The sequence below is a fragment of the Shimia litoralis genome (assembly GCF_005518135.1).
Lineage (GTDB): Bacteria > Pseudomonadota > Alphaproteobacteria > Rhodobacterales > Rhodobacteraceae > Shimia_E > Shimia_E litoralis.
The window spans coordinates 16946-42840 of the sequence record NZ_SULI01000016.1 but is presented as its reverse complement, the minus strand read 5'-3'; the positions used below and the strand labels follow the sequence as shown (position 1 = coordinate 42840).

Annotated in this window: 22 protein-coding genes and 1 tRNA gene; 13 read left to right on the top strand and 10 right to left on the bottom strand. The window is 53.8% G+C overall.

Features of this window, described 5'->3' with window-relative positions; all coding sequences use genetic code 11:
- The first annotated feature begins 4 nt into the window (after positions 1-4).
- Complete coding sequence (locus FAP39_RS12635; RefSeq protein WP_138016763.1) at positions 5-181, top strand: zinc-finger domain-containing protein; 177 nt, start codon at positions 5-7, stop codon at positions 179-181.
- 50 nt (positions 182-231) lie between these two features.
- Here FAP39_RS12635 and FAP39_RS12630 read toward each other — a convergent pair whose 3' ends face one another.
- The gene (locus FAP39_RS12630; protein ID WP_138016762.1) at positions 232-891 is read right to left on the bottom strand and encodes a histidine phosphatase family protein; all 660 of its coding nucleotides are present in this window, start codon (positions 889-891) and stop codon (positions 232-234) included.
- Between the two features lie 204 nt (positions 892-1095).
- On the opposite strand from FAP39_RS12630, the gene fdhF reads away from it, so the two are divergent.
- Positions 1096-3873, top strand: a complete 2778-nt coding sequence (gene fdhF, locus FAP39_RS12625; protein ID WP_138016761.1) for a formate dehydrogenase subunit alpha — start codon at positions 1096-1098, stop codon at positions 3871-3873.
- An 87-nt stretch (positions 3874-3960) separates the two neighbouring features.
- On the opposite strand, the gene FAP39_RS12620 is transcribed toward fdhF, so the two are convergent.
- The 3 genes from FAP39_RS12620 to FAP39_RS12610 all read right to left on the bottom strand — a co-directional run bounded on the left by FAP39_RS12620 (position 3961) and on the right by FAP39_RS12610 (position 6974).
- Positions 3961-4206: a WGR domain-containing protein gene (locus tag FAP39_RS12620; RefSeq protein ID WP_138016760.1), complete on the bottom strand. Its 246-nt coding sequence runs from the start codon at positions 4204-4206 to the stop codon at positions 3961-3963.
- 142 nt (positions 4207-4348) lie between these two features.
- The gene (locus tag FAP39_RS12615) at positions 4349-5053 is read right to left on the bottom strand and encodes a response regulator transcription factor (protein WP_138016759.1); all 705 of its coding nucleotides are present in this window, start codon (positions 5051-5053) and stop codon (positions 4349-4351) included.
- Between the two features lie 4 nt (positions 5054-5057).
- Positions 5058-6974, bottom strand: coding sequence for a PAS-domain containing protein (locus FAP39_RS12610; protein ID WP_138016758.1), 1917 nt, complete (start codon positions 6972-6974; stop codon positions 5058-5060).
- Between the two features lie 195 nt (positions 6975-7169).
- Between FAP39_RS12610 and FAP39_RS12605 the strand changes: the two genes are divergently transcribed.
- The 9 genes from FAP39_RS12605 (at position 7170) to FAP39_RS12565 (ending at position 17533) form a co-directional block, all read left to right on the top strand.
- A complete protein-coding gene (locus tag FAP39_RS12605; RefSeq protein ID WP_138016757.1) occupies positions 7170-9140 on the top strand; it encodes an AMP-binding protein in 1971 nt (656 codons plus the stop codon).
- Entirely contained in the window at positions 9137-9952 is an 816-nt protein-coding gene (locus FAP39_RS12600) for an ABC transporter ATP-binding protein (RefSeq protein WP_138016756.1), read from the top strand. Before FAP39_RS12605 ends, FAP39_RS12600 begins: the two co-directional genes overlap by 4 nt.
- Before the next feature lie 42 nt (positions 9953-9994).
- Positions 9995-10981 (top strand): branched-chain amino acid ABC transporter permease, encoded by a 987-nt coding sequence (locus FAP39_RS12595; RefSeq protein ID WP_138016755.1) that lies wholly within the window; start codon positions 9995-9997, stop codon positions 10979-10981.
- Between the two features lie 6 nt (positions 10982-10987).
- A complete protein-coding gene (locus FAP39_RS12590; RefSeq protein WP_138016754.1) occupies positions 10988-11242 on the top strand; it encodes a hypothetical protein in 255 nt (84 codons plus the stop codon).
- A gap of 3 nt (positions 11243-11245) precedes the next feature.
- Positions 11246-12322 carry a branched-chain amino acid ABC transporter permease gene (locus tag FAP39_RS12585; protein ID WP_138016753.1) on the top strand — a complete coding sequence of 359 codons (1077 nt, stop codon included), beginning with the start codon at positions 11246-11248 and terminating at the stop codon, positions 12320-12322.
- Positions 12323-12404: 82 nt separating this feature from the next.
- Positions 12405-13688 (top strand): ABC transporter substrate-binding protein, encoded by a 1284-nt coding sequence (locus FAP39_RS12580; protein WP_138016752.1) that lies wholly within the window; start codon positions 12405-12407, stop codon positions 13686-13688.
- 69 nt (positions 13689-13757) lie between these two features.
- A complete protein-coding gene (locus tag FAP39_RS12575) occupies positions 13758-14582 on the top strand; it encodes an ABC transporter ATP-binding protein (RefSeq protein WP_138016751.1) in 825 nt (274 codons plus the stop codon).
- Between the two features lie 188 nt (positions 14583-14770).
- Complete coding sequence (locus FAP39_RS12570) at positions 14771-15991, top strand: phenylacetate--CoA ligase family protein (RefSeq protein ID WP_138016750.1); 1221 nt, start codon at positions 14771-14773, stop codon at positions 15989-15991.
- A gap of 150 nt (positions 15992-16141) precedes the next feature.
- Positions 16142-17533, top strand: coding sequence for a peptidoglycan-binding protein (locus FAP39_RS12565; RefSeq protein WP_138016749.1), 1392 nt, complete (start codon positions 16142-16144; stop codon positions 17531-17533).
- Between the two features lie 74 nt (positions 17534-17607).
- Here FAP39_RS12565 and ykgO read toward each other — a convergent pair whose 3' ends face one another.
- A complete protein-coding gene (gene ykgO, locus FAP39_RS12560; protein ID WP_009828855.1) occupies positions 17608-17733 on the bottom strand; it encodes a type B 50S ribosomal protein L36 in 126 nt (41 codons plus the stop codon).
- A gap of 72 nt (positions 17734-17805) precedes the next feature.
- Positions 17806-17880 (bottom strand) — tRNA-Val (locus tag FAP39_RS12555).
- 148 nt (positions 17881-18028) lie between these two features.
- On the opposite strand from FAP39_RS12555, the gene FAP39_RS12550 reads away from it, so the two are divergent.
- Positions 18029-18886 (top strand): N-formylglutamate amidohydrolase, encoded by an 858-nt coding sequence (locus FAP39_RS12550; RefSeq protein ID WP_138016748.1) that lies wholly within the window; start codon positions 18029-18031, stop codon positions 18884-18886.
- A 3-nt stretch (positions 18887-18889) separates the two neighbouring features.
- Here the strand turns inward: FAP39_RS12550 and FAP39_RS12545 are convergent, their stop codons facing one another.
- From FAP39_RS12545 to FAP39_RS12535, 3 genes are all read right to left on the bottom strand, one after another.
- Positions 18890-20146 (bottom strand): DNA polymerase IV, encoded by a 1257-nt coding sequence (locus tag FAP39_RS12545; RefSeq protein WP_138016747.1) that lies wholly within the window; start codon positions 20144-20146, stop codon positions 18890-18892.
- Positions 20147-20270: 124 nt separating this feature from the next.
- Positions 20271-20969, bottom strand: coding sequence for an orotidine-5'-phosphate decarboxylase (gene pyrF, locus FAP39_RS12540; protein WP_138016746.1), 699 nt, complete (start codon positions 20967-20969; stop codon positions 20271-20273).
- Between the two features lie 60 nt (positions 20970-21029).
- Positions 21030-21731 carry a PEMT/PEM2 family methyltransferase gene (locus tag FAP39_RS12535; protein WP_138016745.1) on the bottom strand — a complete coding sequence of 234 codons (702 nt, stop codon included), beginning with the start codon at positions 21729-21731 and terminating at the stop codon, positions 21030-21032.
- 224 nt (positions 21732-21955) lie between these two features.
- On the opposite strand from FAP39_RS12535, the gene clpB reads away from it, so the two are divergent.
- Positions 21956-24571 carry an ATP-dependent chaperone ClpB gene (clpB, locus tag FAP39_RS12530; protein ID WP_138016744.1) on the top strand — a complete coding sequence of 872 codons (2616 nt, stop codon included), beginning with the start codon at positions 21956-21958 and terminating at the stop codon, positions 24569-24571.
- A 126-nt stretch (positions 24572-24697) separates the two neighbouring features.
- Here clpB and FAP39_RS12525 read toward each other — a convergent pair whose 3' ends face one another.
- Positions 24698-25885: an MFS transporter gene (locus FAP39_RS12525; RefSeq protein WP_138016743.1), complete on the bottom strand. Its 1188-nt coding sequence runs from the start codon at positions 25883-25885 to the stop codon at positions 24698-24700.
- Between the last annotated feature and the right edge of the window lie 10 nt (positions 25886-25895).

The window sequence follows — 25895 nt, the reverse complement described above, 5'->3', positions numbered from 1 at the left end:
CAAGATGACTACGCAAGCGCCAGAAACCAAGATCGTTGACACCTACAAGGTGGCCTGTGACGGCGGCGAAGGCGGGCATCCGCGCGTCTACCTGCAGATCCCAAACGAACATGGTTGGGTGGAGTGCCCGTATTGTGACTGCAAGTTTGTGCACAAAGATCATCAAGACGCTGCGGCCTGATCTGATTAATCTTTAATGTTGGCTGAGTATGTGGAGGGGCGTGCGCCCCTTTACAGATGAGTCTGGGCCGTATGTCGGTCTGGCGCTTCCAAATGCGGAATGGCGTTAAATTGCACCAGCAATGGGTTACCCAGAACCATCTGCCAGCGGTGAACCGACGTGTTCATAATCGCAAGGCACATCTGCGACCAGCCCTGAACATCCAAGTTTAGCGTCTGACGCAAAACAGTTCCGATTAAGCCCCCCGATGTCACGACCAATGCGCGGCCTTGGCCGTCTGCGATGTCCGACATTGCAGCGCTCACACGTGCGGCAAAGTCTTGATATGATTCAGGGGCACCTTGGATGGCGTCATCTTGCCATGCACCCAATACCCGCGGCAGATGCTCGATGAAGCCTTCGCGTTCCTGTGGAACCTTTAGGCCATGCTGTTCTTCCATCAGGTGAGATAATGTAAAATACGCAAATTCATTCAGCCGAGGATCTTGAACTATTGTTGCATGATCCGTTGCCCCCATACTTTGCGCCGTCTCCAGATGCCGAGTCATTGTGCCCGTATAGACCCGTTCGAACCGATCGCCCGTTTTGGTCATGTGATCCCCCAGCCAGCGGGCTTGTTGATGACCTAGGTCTGACAAACGATCATAGCTGACTTCATCACGGGCTTCGGTGTTGGCCTGGCCATGGCGAACAAGGGTGATATGGGGCATATGTAACTCCTGATGTTATGCCCTGCCTATGCCACTGTCGCGTCGGCGAAAAGGGAATTTTCGACCCGAACGTGATATCATGTACGGGGTGCGCTGTGCCGGTAAACGGCTGGTATTGGCGCAAAATGGGTTTGGTCTGTCGGATTGGGTGGCTCGACGTATTCCGAGTCTGGGGTAATGTAGGCTCTGAATAGGGAGGCACGCATGTCCGACACAATCAAATTTACCATGGATGGGCAAACCGTCGAGGCCCGCAAAGGCGAAACCATTTGGGAAGTCGCCAATGGGCGTGGCCTTGTGATCCCGCATTTGTGCCACAAGCCTGCGCCGGGATACCGTCCGGACGGCAACTGTCGGGCCTGCATGGTCGAAGTCGAAGGTGAACGCACATTGGTCGCGTCCTGTATTCGCGAACCCGTGGAGGGCATGGTCGTAACAACGGATTCGACCCGCGCGACATCCGCGCGCAATATGGTGATCGAGATGCTTGTCGCGGACCAACCCGCGCGCGAGGAAGCCCACGACAAATCCAGCCACCTTTGGGATATGGCCGATTTGAACGGGGTCTCCACAAGCCGCTTTCCCAAGCTGGAAGACGGGCGCATTCCGCTGTTGGACGACTCGCACGTTGCAATGAATGTGAACCTTGATGCGTGTATTTCATGCGGTCTTTGTGTGCGTGCCTGCCGAGAAGTCCAAGTGAACGACGTCATCGGAATGGCCGGACGTGGCCATGATGCCTATCCAACGTTCGACATCATGGACCCGATGGGGCAATCCACCTGTGTGGCATGTGGCGAATGCGTGCAAGCATGTCCGACGGGCGCATTGATGCCCGCAGCCGTTTTGGATGACGCGCAAGTTGGCGATCTGAATGATTTCGACTCAGAAACCGAAAGCGTGTGCCCGTTTTGTGGCGTCGGCTGTAAGGTGTCGCTCAAGGTCAAAGATGGCAAAGTTAAATACGTCGAAGGTATCAATGGCCCTGCCAATGAGGGTCGCCTGTGCGTCAAGGGCCGGTTCGGGTTTGACTATATCCATCACCCCCATCGCCTGACAACGCCGATGATTCGACGCGATGATGCGCCGGAAAAAGGTTTGAACGTGGACCCAAGCGATCTTTCCACGCATTTCAGAGAAGCAACGTGGGAAGAGGCCATGGCGCTTGCGGGTGATCGGCTGAGTCAGCTGCGCGATACGCACGGTGGCCGGTCTGTTGCTGGCTTCGGGTCGGCAAAATGCACCAACGAAGAAGCGTATTTGTTCCAAAAATTCATCCGTCAGGGGTTCAAGCACAATAACGTGGACCACTGTACGCGCCTGTGCCACGCGTCTTCGGTGTCGGCCCTGATCGAGAATGTCGGGTCTGGGGCTGTGACAGCAACCTTCAATGAAATTGAAAATGCGGATGTGGCGATCGTGATCGGGTCAAACCCCATTGAAAACCATCCGGTTGCGGCAACGTATTTCAAACAGTTCACTAAACGTGGTGGCAAACTGATTGTGATGGATCCACGTGGCGTCGGCTTGCGCCGCTTTGCAACCGAGATGGTGCAATTCCGTCCGGGAGCAGATGTGTCGATGTTGAATGCGATCATGCATGTCATCGTCGAAGAAGAACTCTATGATCAGGCATATATTGAAAAGTTCACCGAGAACTGGGAGGCCGAAAAAGCGCATCTCAAGGGGTTCTCGCCAGAAGCCATGAGCGAAATTTGCGGCATCGACCCGGACCAGCTGCGCCGAGTCGCGCGTACCTTTGCCAATGGCAAGGCTGGTTTGATTTTCTGGGGTATGGGTGTTTCACAACATATTCACGGGACTGACAATTCGCGGTGCCTGATTTCGCTGGCTTTGATGACTGGCAACGTTGGGAAACCCGGGGCGGGGCTTCATCCGCTACGGGGGCAAAACAATGTGCAAGGCGCATCTGATGCTGGTTTGATACCGATGTTCTTGCCGGATTATCAATCTGTGACAGATGACGGTATCCGCAAAGCGTTTACAGATGTCTGGGACAGCGATGATTTCAGCAATGAAAAAGGTCTGACAGTTACCGAGATCGTGGATCAAGTTTATGCGGGCAATATCAAAGGGATGTACATCCAAGGTGAAAACCCTGCCATGTCTGACCCTGATGTTGATCACGCGCGTGATGCGTTTGCCAAACTGGATTTGATGATCGTTCAGGACATTTTCTTGACCGAAACCGCGAACTTTGCAGACATCATTTTGCCAGCATCTGCCCTGTACGAGAAAAATGGTACGGTTTCGAACACCAACCGTCAGGTGCAACGGGTCCGTCCCGCCGTGACGCCCCCGGGGGATGCGCGCGAAGATTGGAAAATTACCGTCGAACTGGCGCAGCGTATCGGCCTCGACTGGGCGTACGAAGATGTGTCCCAAGTGTTTGATGAGATGAAAATCAATATGAAGTCGTTGAACAACATCACATGGGATCGTTTGAAAACCGAAACCATTACATATCCGTCGTTGACCCCGACCGACCCCGGTCAGGCCATTGTATTCGGTGATGGCTTCCCACGTGAAGACGGGCGTGCACGCTTTACGCCCGCAAGTGTGATCCCGCCTGATGAAGTTCCGGATGCAGAGTACCCGATGATTATGACCACGGGGCGGCAGCTTGAGCATTGGCACACGGGGTCTATGACACGTCGGTCTTTGGTTTTGGATGCAGTAGAGCCCGAAGCTAACTGTTCGTTGCACCCGAAGACGTTGCGCCGCATGGGTGTGGAACCTGGGGAAATGGTGCGTTTGACCACGCGCAGGGGGTCCATCAACATCATGGCTCGTGCAGATCGTGCCATTGCTGAAGACATGGTGTTCGTGCCTTTTGCTTACGTTGAAGCGGCCGCCAACATTCTGACGAACTCGGCGATTGACCCGTATGGCAAAATCCCCGAGTTCAAGTTTTCTGCGGTGCGTATTGAAAAGGCACAAACAGAAATCGCCGCCCAGTAGGCAGCACTCGTTGTATCACGACCTGCGGCGGCCTTTCGGGGCCGCTGCCAGAGGTGACACCAAATTTCTGACGCTGTGTTCTGTTGGCTAAGAGATCAGCATGCGATCTGATCGTGCATAGCCCCGTTTTTGCGCGCGCGTGCGCCATTTGTCGGCGGCCACAGAGGCATCTTTGAGGTTGCCATAGATCGAGATCATGCTTCGGCCTTTACCACCTGCGATGCCCCATTCTCGCATCACAGAAATCTCGTTGAATAGGTTATACGCTATTTCAATCCTGTAAAAACGTGGGTGCCTTGCGCGTGTGCGCCGGTAAAGAATGCAAATCGCCATGCGGAAACTTTAGGCCACCGCGATTCGCAGCGCAATAGACGCAAGCGTCGTCATTAATATCTCTGGTGTTTCTTGTGGCTCGTTCTCTTATGCAAGCTTTGCAAGCAAAACACGGTTTTGACACACGTGTGCGTATCGGGCTCTAGGACCACGTGACATCGCCAAGAAAGATGTATCCGGCTCCATAGATCGTCTTGATCAAGCGTGGGTTTTTCGGATCCTCGCGAAGCTTGGTACGCAGTCTTGAGATACGAACATCCATCGCGCGATCAAAGCTTTCGCCGGCGGTGCCACCAAGTGTCTCTTGCATGTGTGCGCGACTGATCAAGCGTTTGGGGCTGTCCAGAAACAGGCGTAGAACTTCGCCTTCCGCATGGCTGAACGGTGTTTCGATGCCAGTATCATCCTTGAGAATATAGCGGTCAAAAAACGCGGTCCACCCATTGAAGCTTGCGGTATTGCTGACGGTTTTCGCAGCAGAGCGCCCGTTGCGCAGTCGCGCGCGGACACGTGCCACGACCTCGGCCGGATCAAAGGGTTTAATGATGTAATCATCGGCACCCAGTTCCAGCCCGGTTACACGATCCTGAACCTGAACGCGTCCGGAAATGATAATAAGCGCGGCGCCCTGCTCTAAGGCCAGACGGTGCACCAATGTCAGACCGTCTTTGTCTGGCAACCCGAGATCCACCAAGCAAACATCTGGTGAAAACGTTTTAAGAGCCGCTTCGAATTCTGTTGCGCGCCCAAAGCCCATGGTTCGGAAACCCGCATCCTCAAGGGCTTCTGATAGGATGGATCGAATTTCGGGTTCATCATCCAAAATGGTGACAAGGGGGGCGGTCATGATATCACCTCGAGTTTAGAAATGCTGAGAGTTGCTCTGCTGTAAAGGGCTTAGGCAGAATCGGAACGCGAGCGGCACCTTCAACATAGAGAGGGTGCGATTTGGGCAGAGACGTCATCAAAAATGAAGACATACCGTCGATGGGTAAGGATCGAATAAGGTCGACGCCTGTGGCTTCGCCCGTAAGATAAATGTCTGAAAGCACAAGCGAAATATCTGGAATCTCGGCGAGCAAGCTATGCGCCTCGTCAACGCTTTCGGCTTCGATCACGCTATAGCCCAATTCGGTGAGCATATCGCGGATCAATCCGCGAAGGTCGGTGCTGTCTTCCACCAACAGAGCCAAACCCGGGGTGGCGTCTAGGCGGGCGCGTCTGAGAGGCAGTCGCAGGGTGACCGAGCCGCCGACGTCTGTATTCTGCAAGCGAACTTCACCACCGGACATTTTGGTAAGGTCGTACACCATTGCAAGCCCAAGGCCGGACCCTTCGCTCCCCTTTGTGGTGAAGAACGGATTGAGAGCCTGCTTCAGGGCTTCACGCGAAAACCCCGTACCCGTGTCAGAGACCTTAAGCTCGATCCAGGTATCGTGCAGAACTTGGGCATCAAGTGTAATTTCCCCTTGTCCTTCGCAGGCGTCACGCGCGTTCAGGATCAAATTTACCAACGAGTCCTGAACCATACCCGGGTCGATCAACAGCGGCCCTTCCGAGATGTGGTTGTTGATCGTAAACGAAATATCTGGAGACAATGTTGACTTAGCAAGTGTGCGCAAGTCATCAAGAAATCCAACCATATCAGTAGGTTGCATCTCTGGTGCTCGATGGCCCGTCATATCCGCAATACGGTTCAGCAATGTGCCGCCGCGCCGCGACGCATTCAACGTCGCCTCGACCAGTTTGCTGGCGTCATCCCCGATTGGCATACGTTGTAGCTTGGCTTGCATGCCTAGGATGATGGTGAGCAAATTGGAAAAATCATGCGCGAGGCCACTGGTCATCTGTGCGGCAATTTCGCGACGCCGCGTTTGCTGCAGGGCGACGCGGGTTTGCGTTTCTTCGGTGATATCCATCGACAGAATGTATACACCGCGATTTTGGCTGGTGTCGCTGTCGGGGGTGAACGCCACGCGGATGCGCCGCGTGCTGGGGTAATAGGTGAATTCAAATACCGAAGGATCCCCGCGAAAAGCTTTGTCCAGATGCGGTTTGATCGCGATATATGCGTTTTCGCCTAACGCATCTCGGATGTGCATGCCGATAATGTTGGAAGGGCGCCCTGTCATCACCGAGGAAAGCCGTCGGTTTGAATACGTGTAAATCCGATCAAGGCCGACGTGCGCGATGTGCGCGGGCATCATTTCGGCAGTTAGCCGCATGCGGGCTTCGGATTCTGTCAGCTGCCGCTTTGCTTCTTCAAGTGCGGTGACGGTGCTGCCTAGTTTGCGGTTCGTCGCCGAAAGTTCTTCGGCATAGGCCAAAAGCTGTTCGGAGAGGACTTCCGAGTGATCACGCAACAACTCTTCTTGTCGCTTTGTACGCGTGATGTCCGTGTAAACAGCCACCCACCCGCCTTCGGGAAGCGGCGAGCCCTCAATAGAAATCCAGCTATCGTCGCGGCGCTGTCGTTCAAGGTAATGGGCTTCGAACGCCAATGCCCGTTCAACGCGATCCTGAACAAATGCATCAAGCTCTTCCGGGACCGCCAAAGTACCATATTCGCCGCGCTCGGCCATGAAACGAATGGTATCTTCAAACAGCGCGCCAGGTGTGACCAGCGCCTTAGGGAGCTCGAACATTTCGCGAAAACGCGAGTTAGATACAACAAGTCTTAGATCACTATCATATATCGAAAGCGCTTGTTGAATCAGGTTGAGTCCCGCAACGGTCATTGCCTGTGTCGTCGAAGAATTCGGCTCCATTTACGTCCCTCCTGTCTCATGGCTAACATTGTGAGGAGGGGGGGCAAAGTGGGAAAGTGGTCTTGTTACAATTTGTAAGAATTAGGAAATGTTCAAGAAAAAGTTGACGACCAAGGTTACTGCACACCTAATGAGGTGAAGGAATCGCTTTTGCGGTTTGGGCCCGTGGAGGCGGGCTTTAGGGAGGATTTGAATTTGTCACAGTCGTCACAGGCGACCGGTGGACTTGCGTCCATTCCGGCGCTTTTGCAACGGAACGCTACTCTTTTTGCGGAAAAAGACGCGTACCGTGAAAAAGAGTTCGGTATCTGGCAGAGCTGGACTTGGGCCGAGACCGAAAAAGAGATCGAGGCGTTGGCGCTTGGTCTGATCAACGTTGGTGTGAACGAAGGCGATTTTATTGCCATTATCGGTCGCAACCGCCCATATTTCTATTGGGCTATGGTCGCTGCGCAATCGATTGGTGCCGTTCCAGTACCTGTTTATAATGACAGCTCGGCCGAAGAGATGGCCTATATTCTGGGTCATTGTGGGGCGCGTTTTGTGATCGCCGAAGATCAGGAACAAGTCGACAAGGTGATCGATATCCAAGATCAGCTGCACCAGTTCGAGCACATGATCTATGTCGATCCGCGCGGAATGCGTAAATACGATCACCACCAATTGCACGAGTATAGCCACATCCAAGATCAGGGTCGTGCGGCCTATGATGAATGGATTGTGGACCTGAAAGAGCGCCGCGCCAAGCTGACATATGACAGCACATGCGTGATGCTTTATACATCTGGTACCACGGGCAAGCCCAAGGGCGTTGTTCTGTCCAACCGGAATATTGTTGAATCTGCGAAAAACGCATCAGAGTTTGATAATCTACGCGCTGACGATGAAATCCTTGCCTATTTGCCGATGGCATGGGTCGGTGACTTTATCTTCTCGTTGGGTCAAGCATACTGGACTGGTTTCTGTGTGAACTGTCCAGAAAGCCCAGAGACAATGATGACCGATTTGCGTGAAATTGGTCCGACATATTACTTTGCACCTCCGCGCGTATTTGAAACCCAGTTGACCAATGTGATGATCCGCATGGAAGACGCTGGAAAATTCAAATATAAAATGTTCCATCACTTTATGGAGCATGCCAAGCGAGTTGGCCCCAATATTCTTGATGGCAAACCTGTCGGGTTCATGGATCGTCTCAAATACAAGCTTGGTGACTTCCTTGTTTATGGTCCACTTAAAGATACGCTTGGCTTTGGTCGTGTGCGTGTTGGATACACCGCTGGCGAAGCAATCGGTCCGGAGATTTTCGAATTTTACCGGTCGTTGGGCATCAACCTGAAACAGCTTTACGGTCAAACGGAAGCCACGGTTTTCATCACGGTTCAACCCGATGGCGAAGTGCGTGCCGATACGGTTGGCGTTCCTGCGCCTGACGTAGAAATCAAAATCGCCGACAATGGCGAAATTTTCTACCGTTCGCCGGGTACGTTTGTTGAATACTATAAGAACCCTGAATCCACGGCATCGACCAAAGATGCAGAAGGTTGGGTCGCGACAGGTGATGCTGGTTTCTTTGAAGAGCAATCAGGCCACTTGCGGATTATCGACCGTGCAAAAGACGTTGGCAAAATGGCTGATGGGGCGATGTTTGCACCAAAGTTTGTTGAGAACAAACTCAAGTTCTACCCCGATATCCTCGAGGCGGTTCTGTTTGGGAACGGCAAAGACCGGTGTGTCGCGTTTATCAACATTGATCTGACGGCTGTCGGGAACTGGGCAGAGCGCAACAACGTGGCCTATGCGTCGTATCAGGAACTTGCTGGTCATCCGCGGGTGCTGGATACAATTCAAGAGCACGTGGAGGCTGTAAACAAATCGGTTGCCGCTGATCCGATGTTGTCAGGTTGCCAGATTCACCGTTTCCTTGTTCTGCACAAAGAACTGGATGCAGATGATGGGGAAATGACCCGTACGCGTAAAGTACGTCGTGTGATCGTTGAAAATAAATTCAGCGACCTGATCGAAGGTTTGTATGACGGGTCTCCGCAAGTTTCGACAGAAACAGAAGTCACCTATGAAGACGGCCGTAAAGGCGCGATCAAAGCCACGCTAGACCTGCGTGATGCTGCGATTGTGTCCACCGCCAGCAAGGTAGCAGCAGAATGAGTACGCAAGAAAGCTACGTCACCGATGACGGCCGTACAATCGGCCCGACAGTGATGGAAATGAAGAACATCACGCTGCGATTTGGCGGTGTGAACGCAATCACCGATATTTCTTTCGATATCCGCGAAGGCGAAATTCGTGCCATTATTGGTCCGAACGGCGCCGGTAAATCGTCGATGCTGAACGTGATTTCGGGGTTCTATGTCCCGCAAGAAGGCGAAGTTTGGTACAAAGGCGCCAAGCGCCCGCAGATGAAGCCTTACGAAGTGGCACAGCAGGGCATCGCTCGGACCTTCCAGAACATCGCATTGTTCGAAGGTATGTCGGTTCTGGACAACGTGATGACAGGTCGTATTCGTCAGATGAATGCGGGTCTCCTCAGCCAAGCCCTTTGGAAGGGTAAGGCGCAGAAGGAAGAAGTCGAAAACCGCGAAGTTGTCGAGAAAATCATTGATTTCCTTGAAATCCAAGCCATCCGGAAAACACCCGTTGGTCGTTTGCCCTATGGTTTAAAAAAGCGTGTTGAGCTTGCGCGTGCTTTGGCTGCCGAACCATCCATTCTGCTTTTGGATGAACCGATGGCGGGCATGAACGTCGAAGAAAAAGAAGACATGTCTCGCTTTGTGTTGGACGTGAACGACGAATTCGGCACAACGATTGCGCTTATCGAACACGATATGGGCGTTGTTATGGACCTTTCGGATCGCGTGGTCGTGATGGACTATGGCAAAAAGATCGGTGACGGCACCCCGGATGAAGTACGCAACAACCAGGCGGTGATTGACGCCTATCTGGGGGTGGCACATGACTAATCTATCCATTGAAACCAACATGAAAACCGGAGGCGTAGTCTGATGCCCGAACAGCTGATTTTTGCGATGGAGGTTTTCCTCAACGGCTTGATGGCGGGTGTTTTGTACGCTCTGGTCGCGTTGGGGTTTGTATTGATCTACAAAGCCTCTGGAATTTTCAACTATGCTCAGGGTGTGATGGCGTTGTTCGCGGCGTTGACCCTTGTGGGCATCATGGAAGGGCAGGTTCCCTTTAGCCACCTGATCAATGCGGCACTTGGCACTGACATTCACCACTTTGGTTGGCATGTCCCCGGGTTCGTGGCGATCTTGCTGACGATGGGTGTCATGGTCATTCTGGCGTGGCTTGTACAAAAAGTTGTGTTCCGCCACCTTGTTGGTCAAGAACCTATTATCCTGTTCATGGCGACCATTGGTTTGGCTTACTTCCTCGAAGGGTTTGGCGACCTGATGTGGGGATCTGAGATCAAGACCATGAATGTTGGCCTGCCTCAGGGTATGAACTTGGCCATCGACGAGGTGACATACGGCATCTTCGGTTACGGCTTCTTTATCGATAACCTTGATATCGTTGCCACTGTTATTGCGGCTCTTCTTGTTGTGGCGCTGGTTATCTTTGCGCAGTACACCAAACAAGGTCGTGCGATGCGCGCCGTGGCGGATGATCACCAAGCAGCATTGTCGGTCGGCATCTCCCTGAACTTTATCTGGGTTATGGTATGGTCGGTCGCAGGCTTCGTTGCTCTGGTGGCTGGCATTATGTGGGGCACAAAATCAGGCGTTCAGTTCTCGCTGTCTCTGATTGCTCTTAAGGCGCTTCCGGTTCTGATGTTGGGTGGCTTTACGTCAATCCCAGGTGCGATTGTCGGTGGCTTGATTATCGGTGTCGGTGAGAAACTGTTTGAATTCGCGATTGGCCCAATGGTCGGTGGTGCGACAGAAAACTGGTTCGCTTACGTTCTGGCTCTGATCTTCCTCGTCTTCCGTCCGCAAGGCCTGTTTGGCGAAAAAATCATCGAGAGGGTCTAGAGACCAATGACCAAACTCGTAGCCATTATCAATGTGATTGCCTGGTCCGGCTTCTGGGCCTTTGGATACCTCGCCATTTCGGCAAAGGATCTGACCTCCGGGCAACTGACAGTGGCTGCGATACTTGCCTTTGTGGGTCTTATGACCGGCATAGCGGCCTATCTCAAACTTGTGCGAGCCGCCGAAGTCAGCGGTTATGCCAAGAAGTCCAATCAACTTGACGCCGAGGCGCGCCACCGCGCGCAAGCGCAAGGGAGCTAAAATATGTTTTACCGTGAAGCGGGCGATTTCAAAACGTCCTACGACGCCGATAACCAAACATTCCCGATCAAATTCGACCGGATTGGGTATTACGTTGCACTTCTGGTTGCGTTCCTAGTTGTTCCATTCATGATCAACGACTATTGGGTTAACGCGATCTTCCTACCTTTCCTGATCTATGCCATTGCGGCGATCGGGCTTAACATTCTGGTCGGCTACTGTGGTCAGGTCTCGTTGGGTACAGGTGGTTTCATGGCTGTAGGGGCGTACGCCTGCTACAAGCTGATGACATCCTTCCCCGAAGTGAACATCTTCTTCCACGTTATCTTGGCAGGCGGAATTACAGCCATCGTCGGAATTCTGTTCGGGTTGCCGAGCTTGCGCATCAAAGGGTTTTACCTTGCGGTTGCGACACTGGCTGCGCAGTTCTTCCTGGTCTGGTTGTTCAACCGTGTGCCATGGTTCTATAACTATTCTGCATCTGGTCAGATCAGTGCCCCTGAGCGTACGTTGTTTGGCGTGCCTGTCACCGGAGCAAACACCAGCGCATGGGCCACGTATCTGTTCTGTCTGGTCTTCCTGGTCTTGTGTGCCTTGGTTGCACGCAACCTGACCCGCGGAATGGCTGGTCGTAAATGGATGGCCATTCGCGACATGGATATTGCGGCTGAAATTATCGGTGTGAACCCTCTCAAGGCTAAAATGACAGCCTTTGGTGTGAGCTCGTTCTTTATCGGTATCTCTGGCGCACTGTTCTTTGCTGTGTACCTTGGCGCTGTAGAAGTTGGCGAAGCCTTCGGCATTAGCAAATCGTTCCTCGTGCTGTTCATGGTCATTATTGGTGGCTTGGGTTCGATCTTTGGATCTTTTGCGGGCGCAGCATTCCTTGTCTTGCTTCCGGTGCTTTTGAAGAACGTGCTTGTTGGTGGCCTCGGATGGCCAACTGACACTGCGGCACACCTGGAATTCCTGATCGTTGGTGCGTTGATCGTGACGTTCCTGATCGCTGAACCGCATGGTCTTGCCCAACTGTGGCGTGTGACCAAGGAAAAACTACGGCTGTGGCCCTTCCCGCACTAAGGCGGGGCCATATCCAAAAGAATTTCGGGATCAGGAGGAGATCCCGAACTAAATCGGAAAAACCTAAGGGAGGAAAAACCCGATGAAATTGAAACTGGCAACTATGGCGCTTGGCGCTGTGATGGCTGCGGCTCCGGCAATGGCGGACCTGGTATTCCCATCACTGTCTTACCGGACTGGTCCTTATGCGGCTGGTGGCATCCCGTTCGCTGATGGTTATGCAGACTATTTTACTCTGCTGAACGCGCGTGATGGTGGTATCGGCGGCGTCCCTACAAAGCTTTTGGAATGCGAAACAGGCTATAACACCGAAAAAGGTGTGGAATGCTATGAATCGACCAAGGGCGAAGGCGCACTGGTTTATCAACCGCTGTCCACAGGTATTACATACCAGCTGATCCCCAAAGTGACGGCAGACGGAATTCCGTTGCACACAATGGGCTATGGCCGGACATCTGCCGCAAACGGCAAAGTCTTCTCGAACGTGTTTAACTATCCAGCCAACTACTGGAATGGTGCGTCGCTGATTGTGAACCACCTTCTGGAAGAAAATGGTGGTGATCTTAAGGGCAAGAAAATTGCGCTTCTGTATCACAACTCTGCCTATGGCAAAGAGCCGATCCGCACATTGGAAGAGCTGTCTAAAAAGCACGGTTATGACCTGACTTTGATCCCCGTTGACCACCCTGGTCAGGAGCAAAAGTCGCAGTGGCTGCAAATCCGCCGCGAGCGTCCTGACAATGTGATCATGTACGGCTGGGGCGTTATGAACCAGGTTGCTGTTCAAGAAGCTGCAAACATCCGTTTCCCAATGGAAAACTTCATTGGTGTATGGTGGTCTGGCTCTGAGAACGACGTTCTTCCAGCAGGCGACAAGGCAAACGGTTATAAAGCTGTGACGTTCCACAATGTGGGATCCGACTTCCCAGTATTCGACGACATCCAAAAGTATGTTGTTGATGCAGGTAACGCAGCCGGCGCTGGCGACCAAATTGGTACAGCTCTGTACAACCGCGGTTTGTATGCAGCAATGCTCGCAGCAGAAGCTGCAGCCAATGCTCAGAAAATTCACGGCACTGCAGACATCACACCAGCGATGATGCGTGATGGCATGGAAGCTTTGGAAATCACAGAAGCCCGCATGGGTGAACTGGGTATGCCAAACTTTGGTCCTAGCTTCAAAGTGAGCTGTGAAAACCATGGTGGTCCGGGTACTGGCGCAATCGCTCAGTGGGACGCTTCGGCTAAGTCTTGGTCGCTGATCTCTGATTTCTCTGAATCAGACATGTCAGTGATCCAGCCTCTGATCGATGCTGACTCTGCCGCATATGCTGCTGAAAACAAAATTGCCGAAGGCTGTAAGTAAGCTTTTGACAGTTCCCGGCCGGACAGGTTTCGGCCGGGAATCCCTTAAACGTTAAGAAAGACGATTCACATGCTTGACGCCGGTCGCACTGACGAGACCCTACTAGAGGTCAACAACATCGAGGTGATCTATAATCACGTGATCCTCGTTCTCAAAGGTGTAAGCCTCAGCGTGCCCAAGGGCGGTATTACCGCGCTACTTGGCGGGAACGGTGCGGGCAAAACTACTACGCTCAAGGCGGTATCAAATTTGCTGCATTCCGAGCGTGGCGAAGTCACCAAAGGATCGATCCATTATCGCGGGGATCGCATTCAGGAACTTGATCCTGCGGCACTTGTAAAGCGCGGTGTGATCCAGGTGATGGAAGGTCGCCACTGTTTCGAGCACCTTACCGTCGAAGAAAACCTGCTTACGGGCGCGTATACCCGTGCAGACGGCAGTGCAAATATCGCGCGGGATCTTGAAATGGTTTATGACTATTTCCCACGCCTGAAAGAACGCCGTAAATCACAGGCTGGATACACCTCGGGTGGTGAACAGCAAATGGTTGCAATGGGTCGCGCACTGATGAGCCGCCCAGAAACAATTTTGCTGGACGAACCTTCCATGGGTCTTGCCCCGCAGCTCGTAGAGCAAATTTTTGAGATCGTGAAATCCATCAATGAAAAAGAAGGCGTGTCCTTCCTTTTGGCTGAGCAGAACACCAATGTTGCGCTGAAATATGCACACTATGGTTATATTCTGGAATCAGGCCGCGTCGTGATGGATGGCCCCGCAGCGGAGCTTCGCGAGAACCCAGACGTGAAAGAATTCTATCTTGGTATGTCAGATGACGGCCGCAAGTCTTTCCGTGATGTTCGCTCGTATCGCCGCCGCAAGCGTTGGCTGAGCTAAGCCTTTATAGGTATGGCGTTGGGGACAGCCGCCTAAAATTGTCCCACTCATAAAGCGACCAGACAATAAACCATGATCGCATCATAACAGGGACATGCCTTTGGCTCGTCCACAGCTAACTTATGTCCGATGCCCAGTGCCGGACGTCAAACAGCCGAACCGGCTTGAGCAAATATAGAGGACGGCGAATGAGCCAGTATTTTGATGATTTGGAAACCCGCTCGGCTGAAACCCGTGCGTCCGATCTTGCCAAAGCGTTGCCCGAACAAATCGCTCGCGCCAAGGCTTTGGCTGGGTATGCGAGATCTTTTGCAAACGTAGACCCTTCCGCGATCAAGACCGTTGCGGATTTGGCATCATTGCCCGTGCTGCGCAAATCAGAGCTTGGCAAGGCCCAATCCGAACACCCCCCGCTTGGCGGGTTTAACGCCATACCAGTCAGTGATTTCGCGCATATTTTCCAATCTCCCGGTCCGATCTATGAACCCGGTGGGAACGGCCACGATTGGTGGCGTATGGGACGTGCGATGCATGCGGCGGGATTCGGGTCTGATGATATCGTGCAGAACTGTTTTGCGTACCATCTGACCCCTGCCGGCATGATCTTTGAAAACGCTGCCAAAGCTGTTGGCGCGGCCGTCGTGCCCGCGGGTATCGGCCAAACTGAACTTCAGGTTCAAGCGGCTGCTGCGATTGGTGTGACTGCCTATGCGGGTACGCCAGACTATCTCAAAATCATTCTCGACAAAGCGGCCGAGATGGGCGTGACGTTGAACATCACTAAGGCCGCAGTTGGTGGGGGCGCGTTGTTCCCGTCTTTGCGTCAAGAGTATGCGGATCGTGGCATCACCTGCTTGCAGTCGTATGCAACCGCGGATCTTGGCAATATCGCTTACGAAAGCCCTTCGATGGAAGGCATGATCGTCGATGAAAACGTCATCGTCGAGATCGTGACACCGGGCACGGGCAATCCCGTGGCTCCGGGCGAAGTCGGTGACGTTGTCGTAACCACACTGAATCCTGATTATCCCTTAATCCGGTTTGCGACAGGTGATCTGTCTGCTGTTTTGGAAGGCCAAAGCCCGTGTGGACGCACGAACATGCGGATCAAAGGATGGATGGGTCGCGCGGATCAAACCGCGAAAATTAAGGGCATGTTTGTACGCCCTGAACAGGTCGCGGCACTTGTCGGGAAACACGATGACATCCAAAAGGCACGAGTCATTGCGACACGGTCCGGCGAGATGGATGTAATGACGGTTCAGATTGAAACCGACTCGACCGATGCTGACGCTTACGCAAAATCGATTGCCGAAACCCTTAAGTTGAAGGGCAAGGTCGAGCTTGTCTCTGTCGGCAGCCTTCCAAAGGATGGCATCGTGATCGAAGATCAACGCAAATACGACTAAACTGGTACAAGTTCTCTCCCCCTCGAGAGATGAAGGCACAAGATATTGAACGGGTGATCTTCACTTGTGATCTATCTTGTGCCTTTTCTTGTGGAGGCAACAGTCTAGTATGTGCTTAAGATTGTTGTTGTTTTGCGTCGCGAGGGAAATATGGATATTAGGGCATGTATCATTTTGGGGGTTGGCGCTCTGGCGATGACACCTGCGATTGGGGCGCCGCGCGGTACGGTTATTGATGGACTTGCCACGGTCCAACCAAATGGGGCCATTCTGGTACAGTACTCGCCCGATCTTGACGCGGCGCGCCGCGTCGAAAACAGGCTATCTCTTTCCTATTCCAAGCGACGGGCTTTGCAACGCGATCTGAGCACTTTGGGCTATAGCCCCGGATCTGCAGATGGGGTTCTGGGGCGCCGATCGCGGCAAGCTATCGCACGATGGCAGAATGATCGCGGATATGATGTCACAGGATACATCACGGGGAATCAGCTGTATGAAATTGGAAGGTTGGCCGACGAAGAGCGCGAGAGGCTAGCACGCGATGATCGAGCACAAGAGCGCGAGCGTGCACAGCAAGATAAGGCATTTTGGCAGTCGACAGGCGCGTTGGGGTCCACATGGGGGCTAAACCGATATCTCGAACGCTATCCCAATGGGGCTTATGCGCGTGATGCCCGTCGGCAACTGAGCGCGCAGGAAGAAAACGCACGCAGAGACCAACAGGCCGCACAAGAGCGAGACGACCGTGCGTATTGGCGGGCGACAGGATCGGCCGGGTCTGTAAGCGGCCTTAACGACTATCTTCGCCGATATCCCAAGGGAATTTATGCCGCAGACGCCCGCCGACAATTGGCAGCACAACGAGATGCAGAGGATCGCGCATACTGGCAACGCACAGGGGCCCGCGGGGATGCCGACGGCCTGCGTCGGTATTTGCGCGAATATCCCGACGGCGTCTATGCAGGTACCGCAAGACGTCAGTTGGAAGAGGTCGAGCGAGCGAGCCGTGATGGTGCCGATTGGGTGCGTGCCGAGCGTTCGGATACGATAGCTGGGTATCGCGAATATCTACGCCGCAATCCAAACGGTGCTTATGTGTCGATTGCCGAACGGCGCTTGTCTGATCTCGAGTATCAGACCCGAACAGCCAGAGAGGATGCCGCATGGCGCGACGCCGACCGTATTCACACCCTGCAAGGCTATCGAACGTTTTTGCGGCACTATCCCAACAGCCGCTATGCGAGCACCGCCAGAGCACGTCTAGGGGACTTGGCAGCGGCGACACCGTTACCGGACCACACAAACGCGCAGATTGAGCGTGCGCGGCAGTATGAAGAGTCATTGCTTGGACCGAATCCAAGTCTGAGTATGCAAATGGAACAGGGCTTGCGAAAGTTGGGATACCAACCCGGCCCCATAGATGGCGTGATCGATGAGCAGACGCGTGACGCGATTCGTGCGCTACAACGCAAGTTGGGAAGAACCGTGACGGGATATGTTGATGCGGACACCTATCAAATCTTACGCAGCGAGATGCGTTAAGAGCAAAGGCACATCCAGAAAAAGCAAAAGCCGCCTCTAGAGGCGGCTTTTGTATTTAGTTTAAGACGTCAGGATTAACCTTGACGAGCCTTAAAGCGTGGTTGCGTTTTGTTGATCACATAAACGCGGCCCTTGCGACGCACAATGCGGCAGTCACGGTGGCGCGACTTCAGCGAGCGGAGCGAGTTCTTAACCTTCATGGCCATTTCCTCAGTTCGCGGCGCGACGTGCGCCTGGTTAACGGGCACCCCGTAAACGGGGCAATGAATTCATGGTGGGCACTACAAGGTTCGAACTTGTGACCCCTTCGATGTCAACGAAGTGCTCTACCGCTGAGCTAAGCGCCCATGAAACCGACTGGAAATTCGTCCCCTAAACAAAAGGGGGCGCGAAATTCCGCGCCAGTAGCGGCGTCTATAAAAGGAGTCGGCGGGGGGATCAAGGGCTTTTGATGACTATATTTTTTAGTCTATAGTTTGTCTAAGCGGAGACACCATGCCAAAGCACGCCTATACGATCAAAATGCCCCTTGTGCGAACCTCTCCTGTGGTTTTCGCATCGCCGCATAGTGGGAATGATTATCCTGATTGGTTTGTGCGTCGCTCTCTGCTGTGCGCCGATACGATTCGTAGTTCAGAAGACGCATTTGTCGACCAACTGTTTGATGCAGCGCCGGAATTCGGAGCACCCTTATTGTTGGCAGGGGCCCCGCGCGCCTTTCTGGATTTGAACCGCGCGGCCGACGAACTTGATCCTGCCCTTATACGTGGGGTGCGTAAGATGGCCCTTAATCCTCGGGTGGCTTCAGGGCTTGGGGTGATCCCGCGTGTCGTGGCCAACAGTCGACCTATTTATAGCGGCAAGCTATCACTTGCAGAGGCACAGGAGCGTATCACAGGGTATTGGCACCCGTATCATGCTAAACTGACAAGTCTGCTTGATGAAACGCGCCAACAGTTCGGACGTGCTGTTTTGGTGGACTGCCATTCGATGCCCCATGAAGCGATTGAAAATGTGTCGTTCGCTGGCGCACCACCCCAGGTGGTCTTGGGGGACAGGTTTGGCGCATCGTCCGATGGTGAAATTGTAGATGCCATCGAGGCGGCCTTTGTCGATGCGGGCCTTCGAGTGTCGCGCAACACGCCGTTTGCGGGGGCTTACGTCACCCAACAATACGGTCGTCCGTCTCGCAAACAGCATGCCATCCAGATAGAGATTGATCGCTCTCTGTACATGGATGAAAAAAATGTGGCTCCGCACGACTCTTTTGCGGACTTTCAAGGTTTGATTCGCGAGGTGGTTGGCAAAATCGCGAAACTTGGATTGACCTCCCAACAGCTGGCCGCCGAATAGGGGCTACTGCATCGCGCGGCCCTTGCGAATCGCGTCTTCGCCGAATCTGGCGCGGATTGCATCTGTCGCGCGCTCGGCTTGTCGTCGTTGAGCAGCCTTCGGGTCGAGCATGTCAGCTGACAGATCGGCAGCGTCTTCTGGGACCAAATCTGCCAAACCAACGCCAAGGAGCCGATAGGGGCCTTGTTTGCCCACTTGATTGAATAACCCCAGAGCCACGGAATAAATGGTATCAGCCATTTGCGTCGCGTCGCGCAGCGCAAGGCGTCGCGAGATCAAGGTGTGGTTGGCTCGTTTTAGCTTAAGGGTGACGACGCGCCCTGCTTTGCGCGATGCCTTGGCGCGCGCCGAGACCTTTTCGGACATGCGCCATAGATGCCCATCGAGAATGTGCGCATCGTTTGTGTCTTCGTAAAACGTAGTTTCATTGCTGATGCTTTTGATCGGCGTGCGGGACGAGACGGGGCGATGATCCAAGCCCCGCGCAAGATACCATAGCCTGTGCCCCATGGTTCCAAATCGTGCGCTCAAGTCTGACTCGTCCCATCTCAGCAAATCTGCAAAGCTTCGAATGCCGGCATTTTCCAGTGAAACCTGTGCCGCGGGTCCAATCCCCCAGATTAATCGTACAGGTTTGTCGCGCAGGAACGTGGCGGTTTCGGCTTGGCCAATGACAGAAAACCCTCTGGGTTTCTCGAGATCCGAAGCAACCTTGGCGAGGAATTTGTTGTGGCTTAGTCCGATAGATCCTGTCAGCCCCAGTTCGTCCTTCATGCGTTTGACCAGCCGCGCCAACATGACGGCAGGCGCGACGCCGTGCAGTTTTTGTGTGCCGGATAAGTCCATAAAGGCTTCGTCCAACGACAACGGCTCTACGTCTGGCGTAAGCTCGTCCATCATTTGGCGGATGCTGCGCGAGATGTCGCTATAGACAGACATACGCGGCTTGATCACCACCCCGTCTGGGCAAAGCTTCAGTGCTTGGAACATTGGCATCGCAGATTTCACACCACGAATGCGCGCGACGTAACATGCCGTGGAGACAACGCCGCGCCGCCCCCCGCCAATAATGACGGGTTTGTCTTTCAGGTCGGGATTGTCGCGTTTTTCCACACTGGCATAGAAAGAATCGCAATCCATGTGTGCGATCGACAGATCAAACAGCTCGGGATGTTCCGCAATACGCATCCGGCCACATTTGACACATCTTCGGGTCTGCGGCGGCTGGAGGGTCAGGCAATCTCGGCAAAATGCAGGCATGTGACCTCAAGAAATACGGCAGGATTGATCCTGACATCTTAACAGAACACGACACAGTCGTGCATAGGCAATTCATGCAGGTCTTGCGGAGACGTCCACGATGTACGCGGGCCGGTGATTCTCGTTACAGATTTGCGAGTTCCGACTGAATCGCTTGTGCGGCGGCTCTGGGTTGGGCGGCTTGCCAAATCGGGCGACCGACCACGATATGATCGGCACCGTCTTTGATCGCTTGGGCCGGCGTTGCGACGCGTTTTTGATCACCAAGGGCCGCACCCGTTGGGCGTACACCGGGGGTTACGATCAAACGCCCTTTTGATTCCGGCAACGCACGGATCAGAGCGGCCTCTTGCGGGGATGCAATCACGCCGTCTGCACCCGCGTCAAAGGCTTTGCCTGCGCGTTCCTGTACCAAATCTTTGATCGCGCCGTCTTTTATCAAGGCGCCATCCAGATCGGCACGATCCAAGGACGTCAAAATCGTCACCGCCAGAATTTTCAAGTCTTTTCCCGCAGCACCTTCTTTGGCGGCGCGCACAACATACGGGTCGCCGTGTACGGTCAGAAAATCCAGATCAAACTGAGCCAAGCCACGCACCGCGTTTTCGACAGTTGCGCCGATATCAAACAGCTTCATGTCCAGAAAAATGCGCTTGCCATGCTCTTGTTTAAGCTCATTGGCCAAGGCTAGCCCGCCACCCGTCAGCATTCCCAATCCGATCTTATAGAACGACGCAGCGTCCGAGATCGTCTCGGCCAGTTTCAGGCCTTCTAATGCGTTGGGTACATCAAGGGCGACGATCAGGCGGTCATCAGAGGTCATGTTATTCTCCGGCAATAAGGGCGAGTGCTGTCTACCCGTGCAACGAAAGAGCCGCAAGCCTCAGCGATCGCCGTATATCCAGTCCATGTCCGGCTTTTCAGTGCAATACATGTGAACCCAGATATAGCAGTGTTGAAAGAGTGCGAGCACAAGCGCGTTCCAAGAATTGCAAAGCAGAGCAATGCCCCAGAGCCCCAAAAAAGCCAGCCCGTACATGGCATTGTTGGTCCATCGAAAGGCACCTTGGGTCACCAATGGCATTTGTGCGATCTCGTCGCGGAAATGATCACCTCCGACGGCTCGACGAATGGTAAAATGGATCAGAACAGAATGAAGGGTCCAAATCGAAATGCCGATGAATACAATGCCAACGATCAAGCGTGCCCACCATGGGCCCCCGATAGGCGGGCTCTCGGCCCATCCAGTGAAAAGCAACGTAATGGGGCGCGCAATCAGCAACGGCAAAAATATCGCTGTCCATACTTGAAGGTCGCGGCCCCGAAAGACGCGGCTGACCAAGTTGCGGTGAAGTTCCAGTCGAAACACCGCGGCGACAAGCCATTGGTGCAGGATTGCAAGACCCATCGAGAGCAATGCCCAATATCGAGAACTTAGGCCAAATAGGCGCGCACTTTCACTGTCTTGAACAAGCAAGGCACCGGCACCCGCAGCAAGTAAGATAGTGAAACCCAGATGTTGCAGTTGACCTTCAAAGATGTCGCGCCAATTCGATCTGGCGCGTATGTCAGCAAGGGATGTCATAGATAAGAGTGTTTCCGCAATGGCGTGACTTGTCCAGTTCCAACCGCGTCTTGTAATGTCGGAAATTGGCCGAAATTTTTACGCTGAAATCTGGCTTTTGTGATGTGGTGATCTTGAATGACGCCTGCGCAATTGCCACATTTCTATCGAGGCCCAGACCAAGGGTGTGCCGCCAAGCGGGCACCACAATATTTATTGGGCGCTTGTAAAAAAGGAGAGTAACCATGGACCTAGGTAAGTTCACGGAGCGGTCTCGCGGTTTTATTCAAGCTGCGCAGACAATCGCTACACGGGAAGGCCATCAGCGTTTGGCCCCAGAACACATTCTAAAAGCATTGATGGACGATGATCAGGGGCTTGCAGCCAATTTGATCACCCGTTCGGGGGGCGCGTCCGAACAGGTGCGCGAGGCCGTAGAGTTGGCGGTTTCGAAGATTCCACAAGTGAGTGGTGATGCTGGTCAAGTGTATCTTGACTCGGCAACGGCCAAAGTACTGGCAGAATCTGAAACAATCGCCAAGAAAGCTGGCGATAGCTTTGTACCGGTCGAGCGCATTTTGATGGCGCTAGTCATGGTCAAATCTAAAGCCAAAGAGGTACTGCAATCTGCCGGTGTGTCCGCACAGTCGCTCAATGAGGCGATCAATGACATTCGCAAGGGGCGCACTGCCGATACGGCAAGCGCCGAGGATGGCTATGATGCCCTCAAGAAATATGCGCACGACCTGACCGACGCAGCCGAGCAGGGAAAAATCGACCCTATCATTGGCCGCGACGAGGAAATTCGCCGCGCAATGCAGGTTCTGTCGCGCCGCACCAAGAACAATCCGGTTTTGATTGGTGAACCCGGTGTTGGTAAAACTGCGATTGCCGAAGGCTTGGCCTTGCGGATCATCAATGGAGACGTACCAGAATCTTTGCGCAACAAAAAACTGTTGGCGTTGGATATGGGCGCGTTGATTGCAGGCGCCAAATATCGTGGTGAGTTCGAAGAACGACTGAAAGCGGTTTTGACTGAAGTGACCGAAGCTGCCGGTGAAATCGTTTTGTTTATCGATGAAATGCACACACTTGTGGGTGCCGGAAAGTCCGATGGCGCGATGGATGCTGCAAATCTCATCAAACCTGCGCTCGCGCGTGGCGAGTTGCATTGCATCGGGGCGACCACGCTGGATGAGTACCGTAAATACGTTGAAAAAGATGCGGCCCTTGCGCGGCGGTTTCAGCCCATTGTCGTCGAAGAACCAACTGTCGAAGACACCATTTCGATCTTGCGTGGCATCAAGGAAAAATATGAGCTGCACCATGGTGTGCGCATATCAGACAGCGCGCTTGTCGCGGCATCAACCTTGTCGAACCGATACATCACGGATCGCTTTCTGCCAGACAAAGCTATCGATCTGGTAGACGAAGCCGCATCGCGTTTGCGCATGGAAGTCGACTCTAAGCCAGAAGACCTTGATCAGCTTGATCGTCAAATTTTGCAAATGCAGATTGAGGCCGAGGCCTTGCGTTTGGAAGATGATGTGGCGTCCAAAGATCGCCTTGAAACGCTTGAGAAAGATCTGGCCGATTTGCAAGAACGTTCGTCAGAGATGACAGCGCAGTGGCAGGCTGGCCGTGACAAGCTGGCATCCGCGCGAGACCTAAAAGAACGGCTGGATACAGCCCGTGCTGAACTTGACATCGCCAAGCGCGAAGGCAATTTGGCCAAGGCTGGGGAACTGTCTTACGGCGTAATCCCAGAGCTGGAAAAACAGTTGGAACTCGCTGAAGAAACCGGATCAGACAAAGCCGCAGAAGAAGCGGTCCGTCCTGAACAGATCGCGCTTGTTGTCGAGCGCTGGACTGGCATTCCGACGTCCAAAATGCTTGAGGGTGAACGCGACAAGCTGTTGCGCATGGAAGATGATCTTCATGCACGTGTCATCGGCCAGAACAGTGCGGTGACAGCCGTGTCTAATGCGGTGCGGCGTGCGCGTGCTGGTCTAAATGACGAGAGCCGCCCCTTGGGATCGTTCCTGTTCCTTGGGCCAACGGGTGTTGGGAAAACCGAACTGACCAAGGCTGTCGCCGAGTTCTTGTTTGATGATGAAAACGCGATGGTTCGGATCGATATGTCTGAGTTCATGGAAAAACATTCGGTTGCGCGTCTGATTGGGGCACCTCCCGGATATGTCGGATATGACGAAGGTGGCGTGTTGACCGAAGCGGTGCGTCGCCGCCCGTATCAGGTCATCTTGTTTGACGAAGTCGAAAAAGCGCATCCAGATGTGTTTAACGTCTTGTTGCAGGTCCTTGATGATGGCGTGCTGACAGATGGTCAGGGCCGGACCGTAGATTTCAAACAAACGCTGATCATTCTGACGTCCAACCTTGGGGCGCAGGCTTTGTCGATGCTCCCGGAAGGGGCGGATGCAGGAGATGCGCGCCGCGATGTGATGGATGCGGTGCGGGCACACTTCCGTCCAGAGTTCTTGAACCGGTTGGATGAGACCATTATTTTTGATCGCCTGGCGCGGGCAGATATGGATGGGATCGTCGAGATTCAGTTGGGGCAATTGCGCAAACGTCTTGCCAGCCGCAAAATCATTCTGGAATTGGATGAGGGTGCCAAGACTTGGTTGGCGGATGAGGGGTATGACCCAGTGTTCGGTGCGCGGCCTTTGAACCGTGTTATCCAGCGGGCTCTGCAAAACCCGTTGGCAGAGGGGCTCTTGTCTGGCGACATCAAAGATGGTGATCTTGTGCCAATCACAGCGGGAGCCGAAGGTCTGATCATTGGGGACCGCGTGGGCACTTCTGAACGCTCAAAGCCAGATGATGCCGTTGTGCATTAAGCTGACATTGAAAAACAGATTGGCGCCGCCCTTTGGTGGCGCATTCCGGATTTTGGGACACAATTTGGGCTTCAGCATTTTTTTTGCTGGGGCCCTTCATTTGTTGGACCAGCCAAGATCCGCTTCTCATTTTAAGGCGTCGGAAACTACTATCCTAAGACCCGTGCTAAACAGTATCAACACCATCGGGAGCATCGACACCAAGAGGGCCAATGCGAGCATTTGGGGGCCAGTGAGGTCGGTCAACCCAACGATAGTTGCGACCAACGCCCCTCCGAACATGCGCAGGAACCCACCTACCGATGCGGCCAATCCAGCGCAATGGGGAAACGGTTGCAGGGTCAGGCCGGTTGAGATGCCAATCATCAGGCTGAACCCGCCGCTGCCCAGAGCCGCGAGGGCAAAGAAGGCGGCGGTGGCAGTCTCGTTGACAAACAGCAGTCCTGCGCCGCTTGCCACAGACATTGCCAATCCGGTCAGGACGGTCCTGCGTGCGCCGATCCGCGCAACAACAACGGGGGCTGCAAAGCTGAAGACCATTTGCAACAGACCAATGCCGCCCAGCGTAAAGGCGAACGTCATCTCGTCCATTCCGCCTCGTGTCATTGCCACCTCGGGCGCAATCGACACATAGGCCATCAGAGCGCCAAAGGTTGTGGTATTGGCGAGGCTGTAGACCAGGAAAGGACGGTTGCTCATGAGGCTGCGCAGGTTGCAGGTTAACCGTTCTGCATCAATCGCCGTGTCAGTGACGGTGCTCCGGTCGCTGCGCAATGTAAATGGCGCCAACGCAAGGATGATCGCAACGGCCAATGCCATCATGACAAATGATGCCTGCCACCCCCAGATCCCTGCCAATACGCCGCCGATGACTGGTGCGATCATCGGGACAGATCCGGTCAGGCCGCTCATATAGCTCAGCCACTTCCCGGCCTCGTCGCCCTCGAAGTTGTCGCGCACCCAGGCAAAGGCGGTCACCATGGTGAAAGACGCGCCAAGCCCTTGCAGTATTCGTGCGGCATAAAGCCAGACCAGATCTGGCGCAAAGGCGGCGGCCACACTGCCTGCCACATAAGCCCCAAGCCCCAGCGTTGCCGAGGCAAGCCGCCCCCAACGGTCTGACACCGGACCGCCAAACAACTGCGCGACCCCCAGTGCATAGACGTAAAACGGGATCGTCAGGCGCATCTCGGCCTCGCTTGCGCCAAAAGCGGTTTGCATCTCGGGCATCGAAGGCAGGTAAATGTCGATTGCAAGCGGTCCCAGCGGGATCAGCGAGAAGACAACAATTAGGGCAAGCGTATTACGGGTCATTGTTCGCGCT

What these genes read in the sequence shown, in the direction of transcription:
- FAP39_RS12610 (WP_138016758.1), bottom strand. Translation starts at nt 6,974, where the DNA reads ATGGAGCCGAATTCTTCGACGACACAGGCAATGACCGTTGCGGGACTC.
- FAP39_RS12600 (WP_138016756.1), top strand. Translation starts at nt 9,137, where the DNA reads ATGAGTACGCAAGAAAGCTACGTCACCGATGACGGCCGTACAATCGGC.
- FAP39_RS12570 (WP_138016750.1), top strand. Translation starts at nt 14,771, where the DNA reads ATGAGCCAGTATTTTGATGATTTGGAAACCCGCTCGGCTGAAACCCGT.
- FAP39_RS12550 (WP_138016748.1), top strand. Translation starts at nt 18,029, where the DNA reads ATGCCAAAGCACGCCTATACGATCAAAATGCCCCTTGTGCGAACCTCT.
- pyrF (WP_138016746.1), bottom strand. Translation starts at nt 20,969, where the DNA reads ATGACCTCTGATGACCGCCTGATCGTCGCCCTTGATGTACCCAACGCA.
- fdhF (WP_138016761.1), top strand. Translation starts at nt 1,096, where the DNA reads ATGTCCGACACAATCAAATTTACCATGGATGGGCAAACCGTCGAGGCC.
- FAP39_RS12565 (WP_138016749.1), top strand. Translation starts at nt 16,142, where the DNA reads ATGGATATTAGGGCATGTATCATTTTGGGGGTTGGCGCTCTGGCGATG.
- FAP39_RS12590 (WP_138016754.1), top strand. Translation starts at nt 10,988, where the DNA reads ATGACCAAACTCGTAGCCATTATCAATGTGATTGCCTGGTCCGGCTTC.
- FAP39_RS12635 (WP_138016763.1), top strand. Translation starts at nt 5, where the DNA reads ATGACTACGCAAGCGCCAGAAACCAAGATCGTTGACACCTACAAGGTG.
- ykgO (WP_009828855.1), bottom strand. Translation starts at nt 17,733, where the DNA reads ATGAAGGTTAAGAACTCGCTCCGCTCGCTGAAGTCGCGCCACCGTGAC.
- FAP39_RS12575 (WP_138016751.1), top strand. Translation starts at nt 13,758, where the DNA reads ATGCTTGACGCCGGTCGCACTGACGAGACCCTACTAGAGGTCAACAAC.
- FAP39_RS12585 (WP_138016753.1), top strand. Translation starts at nt 11,246, where the DNA reads ATGTTTTACCGTGAAGCGGGCGATTTCAAAACGTCCTACGACGCCGAT.
- FAP39_RS12545 (WP_138016747.1), bottom strand. Translation starts at nt 20,146, where the DNA reads ATGCCTGCATTTTGCCGAGATTGCCTGACCCTCCAGCCGCCGCAGACC.
- FAP39_RS12630 (WP_138016762.1), bottom strand. Translation starts at nt 891, where the DNA reads ATGCCCCATATCACCCTTGTTCGCCATGGCCAGGCCAACACCGAAGCC.
- FAP39_RS12580 (WP_138016752.1), top strand. Translation starts at nt 12,405, where the DNA reads ATGAAATTGAAACTGGCAACTATGGCGCTTGGCGCTGTGATGGCTGCG.
- FAP39_RS12525 (WP_138016743.1), bottom strand. Translation starts at nt 25,885, where the DNA reads ATGACCCGTAATACGCTTGCCCTAATTGTTGTCTTCTCGCTGATCCCG.
- FAP39_RS12620 (WP_138016760.1), bottom strand. Translation starts at nt 4,206, where the DNA reads ATGGCGATTTGCATTCTTTACCGGCGCACACGCGCAAGGCACCCACGT.
- clpB (WP_138016744.1), top strand. Translation starts at nt 21,956, where the DNA reads ATGGACCTAGGTAAGTTCACGGAGCGGTCTCGCGGTTTTATTCAAGCT.
- FAP39_RS12535 (WP_138016745.1), bottom strand. Translation starts at nt 21,731, where the DNA reads ATGACATCCCTTGCTGACATACGCGCCAGATCGAATTGGCGCGACATC.
- FAP39_RS12595 (WP_138016755.1), top strand. Translation starts at nt 9,995, where the DNA reads ATGCCCGAACAGCTGATTTTTGCGATGGAGGTTTTCCTCAACGGCTTG.
- FAP39_RS12615 (WP_138016759.1), bottom strand. Translation starts at nt 5,053, where the DNA reads ATGACCGCCCCCCTTGTCACCATTTTGGATGATGAACCCGAAATTCGA.